Annotated in this window: 11 protein-coding genes; 2 read left to right on the top strand and 9 right to left on the bottom strand. The window is 71.9% G+C overall.

Translation table 11 applies throughout. The features are described 5' to 3' along the window. Positions 1-127: 127 nt before the first annotated feature. Positions 128-745 carry a hypothetical protein gene (locus E4P39_RS07750; RefSeq protein ID WP_135135820.1) on the top strand — a complete coding sequence of 206 codons (618 nt, stop codon included), beginning with the start codon at positions 128-130 and terminating at the stop codon, positions 743-745. 38 nt (positions 746-783) lie between these two features. Here the strand turns inward: E4P39_RS07750 and E4P39_RS07755 are convergent, their stop codons facing one another. From E4P39_RS07755 to E4P39_RS07785, 8 genes are all read right to left on the bottom strand, one after another. Then, positions 784-1299, bottom strand: coding sequence for a cupin domain-containing protein (locus E4P39_RS07755; protein ID WP_135135821.1), 516 nt, complete (start codon positions 1297-1299; stop codon positions 784-786). A 110-nt stretch (positions 1300-1409) separates the two neighbouring features. Then, complete coding sequence (locus E4P39_RS07760) at positions 1410-3275, bottom strand: sensor domain-containing diguanylate cyclase (RefSeq protein WP_135135822.1); 1866 nt, start codon at positions 3273-3275, stop codon at positions 1410-1412. A gap of 143 nt (positions 3276-3418) precedes the next feature. Continuing rightward, positions 3419-3571, bottom strand: coding sequence for a hypothetical protein (locus tag E4P39_RS22250; protein ID WP_167761675.1), 153 nt, complete (start codon positions 3569-3571; stop codon positions 3419-3421). 82 nt (positions 3572-3653) lie between these two features. Continuing rightward, the gene (phaZ, locus tag E4P39_RS07765; RefSeq protein ID WP_135135823.1) at positions 3654-4442 is read right to left on the bottom strand and encodes a poly(3-hydroxyalkanoate) depolymerase; all 789 of its coding nucleotides are present in this window, start codon (positions 4440-4442) and stop codon (positions 3654-3656) included. Between the two features lie 43 nt (positions 4443-4485). Beyond that, positions 4486-6414 carry an alpha/beta fold hydrolase gene (locus E4P39_RS07770; protein WP_245159701.1) on the bottom strand — a complete coding sequence of 643 codons (1929 nt, stop codon included), beginning with the start codon at positions 6412-6414 and terminating at the stop codon, positions 4486-4488. A gap of 229 nt (positions 6415-6643) precedes the next feature. Next, entirely contained in the window at positions 6644-7828 is a 1185-nt protein-coding gene (locus tag E4P39_RS07775; protein ID WP_135135824.1) for an acyl-CoA dehydrogenase family protein, read from the bottom strand. Positions 7829-7912: 84 nt separating this feature from the next. Continuing rightward, positions 7913-8938 carry a YihY/virulence factor BrkB family protein gene (locus E4P39_RS07780; protein WP_135135825.1) on the bottom strand — a complete coding sequence of 342 codons (1026 nt, stop codon included), beginning with the start codon at positions 8936-8938 and terminating at the stop codon, positions 7913-7915. 86 nt (positions 8939-9024) lie between these two features. Beyond that, a complete protein-coding gene (locus E4P39_RS07785; protein ID WP_135135826.1) occupies positions 9025-10506 on the bottom strand; it encodes an MFS transporter in 1482 nt (493 codons plus the stop codon). Between the two features lie 200 nt (positions 10507-10706). On the opposite strand from E4P39_RS07785, the gene E4P39_RS22255 reads away from it, so the two are divergent. Beyond that, entirely contained in the window at positions 10707-10874 is a 168-nt protein-coding gene (locus E4P39_RS22255) for a hypothetical protein (RefSeq protein ID WP_167761681.1), read from the top strand. 96 nt (positions 10875-10970) lie between these two features. On the opposite strand, the gene E4P39_RS07790 is transcribed toward E4P39_RS22255, so the two are convergent. Next, positions 10971-12779 (bottom strand): acyl-CoA dehydrogenase, encoded by a 1809-nt coding sequence (locus E4P39_RS07790; protein WP_135135827.1) that lies wholly within the window; start codon positions 12777-12779, stop codon positions 10971-10973. Positions 12780-12821 lie beyond the last annotated feature (42 nt).

Raw genomic sequence — 12821 nt, forward strand, 5'->3', positions numbered from 1 at the left:
GGCGCGGCGACGGGAGCGCGGGACCGGGGGCCTCAGCGCATACCTTTCCTGCACACCGCGCACATGGATGGGCGTGGGTGGCCGGCGCACTTCCCCAGTGCTGGCCGTTTCCAAGGAGTGGTTGTTCGTGAGTGCTGTGTCGAGCGGTGGCGTGGTCCTGGATGGCGTCGGCCAGGGTTGGTGGTTGGTCGCCTCGGAGGACGACGGTTCCCGGCGGGTCGTCGGCGGGCCGTTCCCGCAGCGCACCGACGCGAGCTGGGCCGCCGGTGCGCACGCGGACCGCGGGTCCGGCAGCGTCCGGCCCGTCTACGGGGTGCGCCGCGCCGACGGCGTGCTCCATCACCGGCCCTCACCGCAGGAATGGGCGTGGCTCGCGCACCTGGGCGGGCAGCTCGACCGGCTGCCCGAGGACTGGGACACCGGGCTCTCGGACGACGACCCGCTGGCCACCCTCGTGGTCGAGGTCGCGGCGGCGCTGGCCGAGGCCGGCCTGCCGCTGCACGACTCGACCGGACCCGACCGCGAGGCCGGGGGCGCCTGCCTGACCCCCGAGACCGGACTGGGCATCGTCCTCACCTGGCGGCAGCACGACCGGATGAGCGTCGATCAGCTCCACGGCGCCGCGGCCGACACGGCGGTGCAGCGGGTGATGAACACGGCGCTGGCCGAGGTGCTCCGGGCACGAGGCTTCGTCGTCGACGCGTTCGGTGGCGCGAGCGGCCACGTCATCCGCCTGGCGGACTGACCTTCCATTCCTGCCGCCCCGCCGGACGACCCCGCGCCTCACCAGGAGGGCGTGGTCAGCCCGTATCGCGTGATGACGTCGGGTATCCAGTCCGGCTCCCCCAGCTGGAGCCCGTAGGCATCCGCGAGGGCGATGAAGTCGGGGAGCTCGGCCGTGCCCGTGGCCGCCAGTTCGGCCACGTCACGGAAGAACAGCTCGAACCCGGCCGGGCTGATGATCTCGATCATCCGCGCAGGTACCGGGCCGGCATTCCACATGGCGTGGAGCTCCCCGCGCGGCTTCGTGATGTAGCCGCCGGGACCGAGAACCACCTCCCGATCGCCCGACCGGAAGCCGATCTCGCCCTCGGTGACGATCGAGTACTCGTCCTCGCGCGTGTGCAGGTGCGCCGAGACCAGCGTGCCGACCTCGAACGGGTGCTCGACGACGGCGATGGACCCGCCGGTGTCCTCGCCCCAGAGCTTGAACGCCACCCCGAGGCCGTCCCCGAGGTCCTCAACCCGTCCTTCCCCCGGCCGCACGATCGTCAGCGGCGGCGGCGCGACGTCTTTCATGTCGCTCCCCTCACGCTCGTTCCGGCCGAGACGTCATCGTGCTCGTCCACCGGCGGAGTCGTCGAGGGGTCCGGCTCCGGACCGAGGATCCGGCCCACGTGTCCGGTGGGTCAGGGTGCGGCGGGAACCGGTCGTGGCTCGGGTCCGTCGGCAGCGGCGCACTGCTCGATGCCGGCCGGCTGGACCTCCGGGGCCTCGAGTCCGGCGTCGTAGAACACGGACCTGCCGCGGCCGCTCCGCTTGGCGGTGTACATCGCGAGGTCGGCCCGCCGGATGAGCGTGTCGATGTCGGTGTCGGGGCCGCCGAAGGAGATGCCGATGCTGGCGCCGACCTTGGCGGTGCGTCCGCCCCCGAGCTCGATCGGCAGGTCCAGCTGCTCCCGCACGCGGGCGAGCACCTGGTCGACCCCGACCGCGTCGATCGGGCCGTGCAGCAGCACCGCGAACTCGTCGCCACCGAGGCGGGCGGCGGTGTCGGCGGTGCGCACCGCCTCGTGCAGGCGCTGCGCGAACACCTTCAGCAGCAGGTCGCCGGCCTGGTGGCCGTAGGTGTCGTTCACCGGCTTGAAGCCGTCGAGGTCGAGGTAGAGCACCGCGGGCCACTGGCCGTTGCGGCCGGCCAGGTTGAGGCCGTTCTCGGTCCGGTCGAGGAACAGCGTCCGGTTGGGCAGCTGGGTGAGCGGGTCGTGCATCGCCGCGTGCCGGAGTTCCTCCTGCAGCTCGATGATCCGCCGCAGGTCGGTCTCGAGGCGGCCCCGGTCCAGCGAGGTGGCCACGTGCCGGGCGAAGGTCTCCAGCAGCTCGAGGTCGCTGCTCGTGAACGTTCCGACGTCGCCGAGGCGGCCGGAGACCAGCAGCAGGCCCTGGACGCGGCCCTCGGTGCTGAGCACCGACACCATGGCGTCCTTGAGGGCGTGCCGGGCGGTGTACCGGTCCAGCTCGGCGCCCGCATCGAGGCCGGTGCGGGTGGTGGGCACGCCGGTCGTCTCGGCCCAGGTGACGAGCCGGTCGGCGTCCTCGCGGTGCTCCAGGGGCAGCAGGGCGAGCGGCTTCTCCCCGTCGCGGCTGCGGCTGAGGGTCGGGACGGCGTCCTCCTCGCCGAAGAGGACGAGCTCCGCCCCGTGCGCCCGGAAGGCGCCGCGGACCGCGGTGAGGAAGTCGGTGAGCGCGGTGGGTGCGTCGTCGCTGTCGTACAGCAGCGAGGTCACCTCGTGGAGGAGCCGCAGGTTGTTCTGCTGCTCGCGGGCCCGGGTGTAGGCGCGGTAGGCGGCGATGAGCAGGACGGACGGCAGAGCCAGGAGCCCGAGCGAGGCCGGGTTCTGCATGGCGGTGGTCGCCACGAGCAGGCCGACCGCCGCGACCCCCAGGGCGAACGCGATGGACAGGCCCAGCATGCGGGGCAGTCCGGCGACGCCCTGCGCGCCCTCGGACAGCCACATCACCGCGAAGACGCACGCGGAGACGGTGAGCGTGGAGACCGTGACGCCGGCCAGGGCGGCGACCCAGCTCCAGCTGCCCGACAGGACGGTGTCCTGCGAAAGCACGGTGAAGACGGTGGTGGCCAGGCAGCCGGCGAGGGCGTACTGCGCCAGGTTGAACGCGAACTTGACGCTGAACTGGCGCCGCTGCAGGAGCAGGGTCAACCCCACGCCGGCGACCTGCGCCGTCACGAGGGTGGCCGGTTCGATCAGGTAGAGGCCGGCGACGAACGCCAGGTCGGTGAGGGAGAGGGAGTGGGAGTCGCGCTGCAGCTGGACGTGGACCACCAGGAACTCGCTGGCGGCGAACAGGGCGACCCAGGCCGGCCACGGCAGGTCGAGCGGTGCGTCCGGCCCCGGGAGATCACGGACGACGGCGACGAACATGGCCACTGCCGCGGCGCCCAGGAGCGTGACGAACAGCCCCACGCGAGCCCCGGCGTTCAGCCGGGACAGCAGCGGTCGCACTCCCGTGCCCGCTGCCGAACTCTTCGCCATGTCTGTGCCCTGCCGTCTGCTCGAACCGGTCGTTGCCCATGTGTTCGGCAGGTGGCCGGAGAAGCTGTACGCGGGGGCGGCGAACTCGCCGCCGGTGTCACTCGTACGGGCAACTCGCCTTGACACGCCTGCGCGTCGACGCCTCAGGACGCGGCGCGAGCCGCCCGCACCGGGGGCGGCGGGACCAGCAGTGCCCGCCGCCGGCGCAGCCGGGCGGGCAGGCGCGCGCCGGCGGCCGAGGTCCTGCCGAGGGCGGAACTGGAACGGTCACTGCCATGAGCGGTGTGGTCGGTCACGGGACTCCTCGATGCTGCGGTGGGAGTCCGATCGTGGCCGCCGGGTATGACAATTCGCCCTGAGCGGCCTGTGCATCGGCGGTCAGCTGTCGAGGAACTCCTCGATCACCGGCGCGAGGTCGTGCGATTCGGTGACCAGCGCGATGTGCCCGCCCGAGTACACGTGCAGCGTGGCGTCCGGGATCAGCCGGGCCATGATCCGCGCGTTCATCACCGGGATGATCGGGTCGTCGTCCCCGGCGACGATCAACGTCGGCTGCCGGATCAGGCGCAGGAACGGCAGGCTGCTCCAGCCCGAGGTCGCGGCCAGCTGGTAGTAGTAGCCGCGCCGCGGGCCTAACCGCGTCGCCGAGTGCAGCACCTTCGCGGCCCGCTCGGGATGGGTGCGCATCGTGCCGCCGTAGATCTCCCCGGCGATGCTGCGCGCGTAGTCCGGGTCCCGGTGCCGCCGGGGCGTGAGCATCTTGGCCAGCACCCGGGGGTCGGCCGGCACCATGAGGGTGCCCGTGCCGGTCCCGACGAGCACCAGCCGGCGGACCCGGCGCCGGTGCTGGACGGCGAAGTGCTGTGCCAGGCCACCGCCCCACGACAGCCCGAGGACGTCGACCTGCCCCTCGAACCCGAGCCGGTCCAGCACGGCGGCCACCACCGGGGTGAAGGTCGCCAGCACGTACGGGACGACGGGCCGTGGCGAACCACCCACCCCGGGGACGTCGAACCGGATCACCGTCCGCCGGGTGTCGAGCGCGTCGACGAACGGCTGCAGCACCTCCAGGCTGGCGCCGATCCCGTTCATCAGCAGGAACGGGGGCAGGGAGGGGTCCGTCCCCCGCCGGACCGAGACCCGCAGGGTCCGCCCGGCCGCGGTCACCTGCCGGACGACCTCCCCGTGCCCGGGGTCGGGCGGGAAGGTCCTACTTGTCGAAGACATACGTGCCCGGGGCCTCGGCCAGCACGTCGAGCGGGCCACCGAGGGACGTCGGTGCGGGCACTTCCTCGCCGCTGCGGTCCCCGAGCCAGTCCATGAAGTCCGGCCACCACGAGCCCTGCACCGTCTCCGCGCTCGTCAGCCAGGCGGCCGGCTCCGCGGGCGTCGAGTCGGAGACCTGGAACGTCGACTTCGGGTTGCCCGGCGGGTTGACCAGCGAGGCGATGTGCCCGTTGGTCGAGAGGATGAACCGGCTCTCCCCGCCGAGCAGCTGGGTGCTGCGGTAGCAGGCCTGCCACGGGCAGATGTGGTCGGCGATCCCCGCGGTGATGTAGGAGTCGACGGTCACCGTTGACAGGTCCACCGGCGTGCCGAGCATGGTGGCCCGGCCCGGCTCGGTGAGGGTGTTGCCGATCGAGATGTCGATGAAGTCGCGGTGCAGGCCAGCGGTCATCCGGGTCGTGTCGGAGTTCCAGAACAGGATGTCGAAGTTCGGCGGCCGCTTGCCCTGCAGGTAGTTGTTCACCCAGTAGTTCCACACCAGGTCGTTGGGCCGCAGCCAGGCGAAGACCTCGGCGAGCTGGGCGCCGTCCAGGTAGCCCTTCTTGCGGGACTTCTCGGTGGCGGCCTTGACCGACTCCTCGTCCATGAGCGCGGCGATGGTGCCCGCCCGCGCCCAGTCCAGCACGGTGACGGCCAGGCTGAACGCGGCCACCCGGTCCTGGCGTCCGGTGGCAGCCAGGTGGGCCAGCACCATCGCGGTGATGATCCCGCCGGAGCAGAAGCCCTGGAGCGTCACCTTGTCGCTGCCGGTGACCTGCTCCACGGCGTCCATCGCGTCGATGACGGCCTGGCCGTAGGTGTCCATGTCCCACTCGGCGTGCCGCTCGTCGGGGTTGCGCCAGGACATCATGAAGACCTGCTGGCCGCTGGCGACGTAGTGCTCGACGATGCTGCGGCCGGGGGCGAGGTCGGCGACGTAGAACTTGTTGATCGTCGGCGGGACCATGACCAGCGGGACGGCGCGGACCTTCTCCGTCGTCGGCGTGTACTGGATCAGCTCGAAGACCTCGGTCCGGAAGACGACGGCCCCCGGGGTGTTGGCGAGATCCTCGCCCACCGAGAACGCGTCCGGGTCGACCATCGACGGCACCCGCGGGGGCTTCGCCAGGTCCGACACCATCTGCTTCACCCCGCGGACGGCGCTCTTCCCGCCGGTGTCGATCGCCGCCTTCAGCGACAGCGGGTTGAGCACCGGGACGTTGCTGGGGGCCAGGGCGTCGACGAGGTTCGTGGCCGTGAACCGGATCCGCTCGTCGTCCTGCCAGTCGAGGTCGGCGTCCTCGATCAGCTCCCAGGCCGTGCGCGCGGTGGCCAGGTGCAGCTGCATCGCGCGGCGGAGCAGCCCGTTGCCCGACCATGCGGGATCGGCGAAGCGACGGTCCTTCTTGGCGGGTGCGAGCTCCGAGCTGCCCTTGGCGATGCGCGCGACCTCGCGGGCCAGTTCACCGGCGCGGCCGGCCACCGTCTTCGGCTGCCGGGCGAGTGCCGACCCGAAGCGCAAGGCCGTGCCGGCCGGCGGGATCAGCCGGCGCAGCGGCCCCTGTGCGGCGTCCACCAGGAGCATGTCCAGCCCCATGACGGCCTCGGACGCCTCGGACGCCCCGTCCGCGGCGGCCGGGGACGGGGCGTCGGCGCGCTTCTGTCCGTTCGACGCCGCCTTGTCCGACACCGCCTGGTCGGACGCCGCCTTGTCCGACGCCGCCTGGTCCGGAGCGGCCTCGTCGGATACCGCCTTGTCCGTCGCCGGCGTGCCCGGCGCCGGCGTGCCCGGGTCCGCCTTCTTGGCGGCCGGCTTCCGTCCGGAGGACCGCGTGGCCTTGGTGCCGGCGGGGCCGGATGCGAGCTGGGTCATGCCGGATCTCCTCGGTGCGCTGCGGTGCCGGCGCGCGTGGGGGAGGTCGTCGTGCCCCGCCCCCGGCACGGTGTAACCGCGTCCACTGTTCCATAGGGTCGGCCACCCGGCAGGGCGTCAGGGGCAGGAGCAGCCCCATCAGGAGACTCCGGAGGGGGCCTCGGGCGGCGCCGGCCGTCGGCCGGCGCATGGGACGCGCTGACCGATCCCGAGCTGCCGGAACGACCGCTCAGACGATGGCGCCGCGCCCGGTGATCGCCCGTCCGACGATGAGGGTGTTGACCTCCCGGGTGCCCTCGTAGGAGTAGATCGCCTCGGCGTCGGCGACGAACCGGCCCACGTTGTGCTCCAGCAGGATGCCGTTGCCGCCCATCAGCTCGCGGGCCCAGCCGACGGTCTCCCGCATCCGCACGGTGCTGAACGCCTTGGCCAGCGACGCCTGCTCGTCGGTCATCCGGCCGGCGTCCTGCAGCTGCGAGAGCCGCATGCACAGGGCCGCGGACGCCGTGATGTTCCCGAGCATCCGCACGAGCAGGTCCTGGACCAGCTGGAAGCCGGCGATCGGCCTGCCGAACTGGGTGCGCTCGTTGGCGTACCGGAGGGCGTGCTCGTAGGCGCCGCGCGAGCAGCCGACCGCCGACCACGCGACACCGGCGCGGGTCATCTTCAGCACCCTGGCGGTGTCCTTGAAGCCGTTGGCCTCCTGCAGCCGGTTCTCCTCCGGCACACGGACGCCGTCGAGCGTGATCAGCGCGTTCTGCACCGCGCGCAGGGCGATCTTGTCCTCGAGGTCGACGGTGGAGAAGCCCTCGGTGCCCTTCTCCACGACGAAGCCGAGCACCCGCTGCGTCTCGACGTCCTGCGCCCAGATGATGACCAGGTCGGCGAAGCTGGCGTTGCCGATCCACTTCTTCTGGCCGTCCAGCACCCACGTGTCGCCGTCCCGGCGGGCCCTGGTCTGCAGGCCGCGGGCGACGTCGGAGCCGGAGTCGGGCTCGGTCAGGCCGAACGCGCCGATCAGCTCCATCCGGGCCATCGCGGGCAGCCAGCGTTCCTTCTGCTCCTCGGAACCGCAGAGGTAGATGCTGCCCATCGCGAGGCCGCCGTGGACGCCCATGAACGTGGAGATCGACGGGTCGCCGCGGGAGAGCTCCATGGCGATCATGCCGTCCAGCAGCGTGGACTTCCCGGGGCAGCCGTAGCCCGAGTACGGGGTCCCCGCGATGCCCAGCTTCGCGATCCCCGGGATGAGGTGCCGGGGCGTCTGGGCCTTCGTCCAGTACTCGTTGATGATCGGCTGGACCTCGGTGTCCATGAACTCGCGGACCCGGTGCAGCACCGCTCGGTCGTCGTCGTCGAGCAGAGCTTCCAGGTCGTAGAAATCGGAGGTCACGGGCGGGGGAGTGCTCGGCACGACTGCCTCCTCGCAGCAGGGACGTGCCGCCGCCCCTACCCGCCGGTGCCGGAGCCAACCGGACACCGGCAGGGAGGTGGTCGGTCAGGTCGTCTGCTGGGGCTTCGGGTCGTCCCGGGCGTCGAGCTGGATCTCCTTGTCCGCCCGCGGCACGCCCTCCTTCAGCTCCTTGGTCCGCTCGATCTCGGCGTCCAGCTCGATGCCGAACAGCAACGCCACGTTGATCAGCCAGAACCAGATCAGGAAGATCACGACGCCGGCGAGGGCGCCGTAGGTCTTGTCGTAGCTGCCGAAGTTGCCCACGTAGAAGGCGAACAGGGCCGACGCCACGATGGCGACGAGGATCGCGACCCCGGCACCGGGGCTCACCCACTTGAAGCCACGCAGCTTCACGTTCGGCGTCGAGTAGTAGAGGACGGCGATCATCAGCGCGAGGATGACCAGCATCACCGGCCACTTCACGACGTTCCAGATCGTCAGCCCGGTGTCACCGACACCGATCGCCTGCGCCACGGCGTCCACCACGGGTCCGCTCAGCACCAGCATGGCCAGGATCAGGGCGGCGAACAGGATGCCGATCAGGGTGACCAGCAACTGCAGCGGCTTGAGCTTCCAGATCTTGCGGCCCTCGGGCGTCTCGTAGACGACGTTGGCCGCGCGGGTGAAGGCGCTGACGTAGCCCGAGGCGGACCAGACCGCGGCGGCGATACCCAGGATCAGACCGAACCCGGCCTTGCTGTCGGAGGCGGCGATCCCCTCCACCACCGGGTTCAGGGTCTCGGCGGCCTCCCCGGGGACGACGGCGGTGAGCGCGTCGGTGAGCGTCTTGGGGTCGGTGAGCAGGCCGACGATGGACAGCAGGGCGATCAGCGCCGGGAACAGCGCCAGGACGCCGTAGTAGGTCAGTGCGGCCGCCCAGTCGGTGAGGTTGTCCTCGCTGAACTCCTTCAGCGTCCGCTTGATCGTGCCGCCGGTGGTGGGCTTGGGGTCGGCCCCGGTCGGGGCGTAGTCGGCGCGCGTGCCGCTGATCTCGTCGGTCTCCGGCGCGGGGTCTCCACCGCTGACGTGCGTCTCCGCGGTGTGGCTCGAGGAGCCGGGGGGTCGGGCCATGGGAAGTTCTCCGTCGGGAGCGGGGGACGCGGTCCGTCATCCGATGCCCCGGACGATCCTGTTCCATGCCCTGCGCCGGTAACGGTTCAGCGAATGCCGGACACCGGCGACCAGGCACCGCCCGGCGCCGTCGTTCCGGCGCCGGCCGGAGGTTCCGCCCTCGGTCCGCGGCGGTCGGCCCACAGACCGGCCGCGGCCACCACCATCACCGCTGCCGAGGCGATCGCCCCCGTCAGCACGATGAGCGTGAAGGCGACGTCGCGGGGAAAGCCGATCGCGGGATCGAGGTTCGCCGCGATGAACGTGACGGCGAGGGTGCTCCCGAGGGCCTGCCCGACCGAACGGGCGATCGAGTTGACCGCGTTGGCCACGCCGGTCTCCTCCTTCCGCACCGCCTGGACGATCAGTGTCGGCAGCGCGGCGTACGCGACCGTGACCGCGATCTGCGTGAGCAGGCCGGCGGCGATGACGACCCAGGGGGTGCTGCGCAGCACCGCCAGCAGGACGAAGCCGGCCACCCCCGAGGCGGCCCCCGCGAGCAGCGTCGCCAGCGCACCGAGCCGGCCGACCAGCCTCCCGGCGAACGGGGCCACCAGGAAACCGACCACCGCGCCGGGCAGCAGGTAGACCACGGATGCCTCCAGTACCGAGGCGCCGAACCCGTAACCGGTCACCTCCGGCGGGGCCTGCACGTAGGAGAGGACGGCGAGGAACGACGCGAAGAGGGCGATCCCGGTCATGAGACCGGCGACGTTCGGGACCACGGTGCGGCGGTCGGCCAGCATCGCGGGCCGGACGAGCGGATCCGTCGTCCGCCGTTGGAGGACGATCCAGCCGGCCAGCGTGAGCACCGCCCCGCCGAGGCAGCCGATCGTCACCGGGGACGCCCAGCCCCAGGCGTGGCCCTGCGACACCGGCAGCAGGAGCAGCACCAGACCGGCGCCGAGCACGAGGGCCCCCCACCAGTCCACCCGCCCGGAGCCGGTCGCCGGTCGCCTCGGCACGACCAGCGCGCTGAGCCCCAGCGACAGCAGCGTGACGACCAGCCCGATCCAGAAGGGACGGCGGTAGTCGGCGCCGTCGCCGGCGAGCAGGCCGGTCCCGACCAGCCCGATGACGCCGCCCACGGCCAGCGTGCTGCTGACCACCGACATGGCCACGGTCAGCCGGGCGGCCGGCAGCTCCCGGCGCAGCACGCTCATCGACAGCGGGAACAGCCCGTAGGAGGCGCCCTGGAGGATCCGGCCCACGAGCAGCAGCGGCAGGGACGTCGCCACGATGGACAGCAGGGTGCCGACGGCGACAGCGAGCAGGATGCCGAGGATCACCGGTCGTTCGCCCCGGAGGTCCCCGAGGCGGCCGAGCACCGGGGTGAGGACGGCGGCCGCGAGCAGATTCGCCGTCAGGACCCAGCCGGCCGCGCCGGCGGACACGCGCAACTGGTCGGCGATCGCCCCGAGGACGGGCACGACCAGGGTCTGCAGCAGGGACAGCGTGGTGACCCCGAGCGACAGTGCCAGGAGCAGCAGACCCGGGCGCCCCGGCGTCGCCTGGGCCGCAGGGGTCATGGCCCGATCAGATCACGTGCGGAAGGTGCTCAAGAGACGCGTGTGATCGGCCGATGGGAGTGAACCTGGTCACACACGGTCAGGCGAACATCACGAATCGACGATTGAGACGTTGTTCGGCTGGGGAAGAAGACCCCTGACGACGTGCCGCCGCCCCTGACCCGGCGGCGGCACACCGACAGCGTGGGGGAGAAGTGCAGATGTTGATGTGGCCGGCCGTGCTCCTGCTGGGGTTCCTGGTGCTGACGGCCCTCGTCATCGCCATGGGCACGCGGTCCACGGCTCGCTACGAGCAGGAACTGCGGGCCGAGCAGCCCGGCGGTGGGCGCAGCCCGATCGCCGAGCCGGTGGGTGCGGTCGCCGCCTGATCGGACGATCGCCGAACGCCCGAAGCCCCGCCGCTCCTCACGGAGCGAGCGGGGCTCGGTCGTTCCAGAGCCGGCCTTTCAGAGCCGGGCGTCGTCTCAGAGCCAGTTCGGCGGGGTGTCCAGCACCGTCCGGTCCAGCGCCCCGAGCAGGTCGAAGCGGTGCTGCACCCGTGGCAACTCCCACCGCCAGAAGTACCGCGCGGCCTGCCGCTTGCCGTCGTGGAAGTCGCTCCTCGACGTCCCGCAGGCCATCGCCTGCTCGAGCCACAGCCAGCCGACGACGACGTGGCCGGCCGCCTCCAGGTAGACGTGCGAGTTCGCCAGGGTGACGTCGGGATCGCCGGCGCCCCACAGCGTCGCGGTGACCGCTCCCAGCCGGGCGACCGCGGCGTCGAGGTCGGCGGCGAACCCGGCCCACTCGGTGCCTGCGGCCCGTGCCGTCGTCGCGCCGATGGTCGCGGCCAGCAGCGCCAGTCCGGCCCCGCCCTGCATGACGACCTTGCGGCCCAGCAGGTCGAGGGACTGGATGCCCTGCGTGCCCTCGTGGATCGGGTTCAGCCGGTTGTCCCGGTAGAACTGCTCGACCGGGTAGTCGCGGGTGTAGCCGTAGCCGCCGTGCACCTGGATCGCCAGGTCGTCGGCGACCGGGCCCCACTGCGACGGCCACGCCTTCGCGATCGGGGTGAGCATCTCCAGCAGCAGGTGGGCGCGGGCGCGGTCCTCGAGCGACTCGGCCGTCTGCTCCTCGTCGACGAGGCGCGCGCAGTAGAGCACGAGCGCCAGCCCACCCTCCGAGTAGGACTTGGCGGCGAGCAGCATCCGGCGGACGTCGGCGTGCTCGATGATCGGGACCGGCGCCGACAGACCCTCGCCCGCCCGCCCGGACTTGGCGCCCGCCGGCCGGCCCTGGGTGCGGGTGCGGGCGTAGTCGAGCGCGTGCAGGTAGCCGGTGTAGCCGAGCACCGCCGCGCCCATGCCGACGGCGATCCGTGCCTCGTTCATCATCGAGAACATGTAGGTCAGGCCGCGGTGCCGGTCGCCGACCAGGTAGCCGACGGCGCCGGCCCGCCCGCCCGGGGTGTGCACGCCCTCGCCGAAGTTGAGCAGCGTGTTCGTCGTCCCCCGGAAGCCCATCTTGTGGTTGAGCCCGGCCAGGACCACGTCGTTCCGCTCGCCCAGTGAGCCGTCGTGTTCCACGAGGAACTTCGGCACGACGAACAGCGAGATGCCCTTCACGCCGGGCGGTCCGCCGGGGATCTTGGCCAGCACCAGATGGACGATGTTCTCGGTCAGCTCGTGGTCGCCGCCGGAGATCCACATCTTGTTGCCGGTCAGCCGGTAGGTGCCGTCGCCCTGGGGCTCGGCCCTCGTGGTGATGTCGGCCAGCGACGAGCCCGCCTGGGGCTCCGACAGCGCCATCGTGCCGAACCAGCGGCCCTCGAGCTCGGGCCGCACGTAGGTGTCGATCTGCTCCCGGCTGCCGTGGGTCAGCAGCAGCCGCGCGTTCGCCGTGGTGAGGAACGGATAGGCCGCCGTCCCGACGTTGGCCGCGTTGAACCAGGCGAACACGGCCTGACCGACCACGTGCGGCAGCTGCATGCCCCCGAACTCCTCGTCGAACTCGCCGGCCACCAGCCCCGCCTCGGCGAAGACCTTCAGCGCCCGGCCCACCTCCGGGATCATCTCGACCTTGCCGTCGACCATCCGCGGCTCGTTCTCGTCGGCCTTGCGGTTGTGCGGCGCGAAGTGCTCGGTGGCGATCTCCTCGGCCAGGTCGAGGGCCGCGTCGAAGGTCTCCCGCGAGTGCTCGGCGAACCGCGGGCGCTTGGTCAGCGACTCCACGTCGAGCCATTCGTGCAGCAGGAAGTCCAGGTCGCGGCGGGACAGGATCAGCGAGGAGCCCACGCGCGCCAGCGTAAGCCGCGAGCAGGTCCGGTCCCGAGCCGT

Origin of the sequence: Blastococcus sp. CT_GayMR19, assembly GCF_004570385.1 — a bacterium.
Taxonomy (GTDB): domain Bacteria; phylum Actinomycetota; class Actinomycetes; order Mycobacteriales; family Geodermatophilaceae; genus Blastococcus_B.

Bases quoted from the DNA above. Each gene is read 5' to 3' on its own strand.
- E4P39_RS07755 (WP_135135821.1), bottom strand. From the start codon at position 1,299: ATGAAAGACGTCGCGCCGCCGCCGCTGACGATCGTGCGGCCGGGGGAA.
- E4P39_RS07760 (WP_135135822.1), bottom strand. From the start codon at position 3,275: ATGGCGAAGAGTTCGGCAGCGGGCACGGGAGTGCGACCGCTGCTGTCC.
- E4P39_RS07770 (WP_245159701.1), bottom strand. From the start codon at position 6,414: ATGACCCAGCTCGCATCCGGCCCCGCCGGCACCAAGGCCACGCGGTCC.
- E4P39_RS07780 (WP_135135825.1), bottom strand. From the start codon at position 8,938: ATGGCCCGACCCCCCGGCTCCTCGAGCCACACCGCGGAGACGCACGTC.
- E4P39_RS07785 (WP_135135826.1), bottom strand. From the start codon at position 10,506: ATGACCCCTGCGGCCCAGGCGACGCCGGGGCGCCCGGGTCTGCTGCTC.
- E4P39_RS22255 (WP_167761681.1), top strand. From the start codon at position 10,707: ATGTTGATGTGGCCGGCCGTGCTCCTGCTGGGGTTCCTGGTGCTGACG.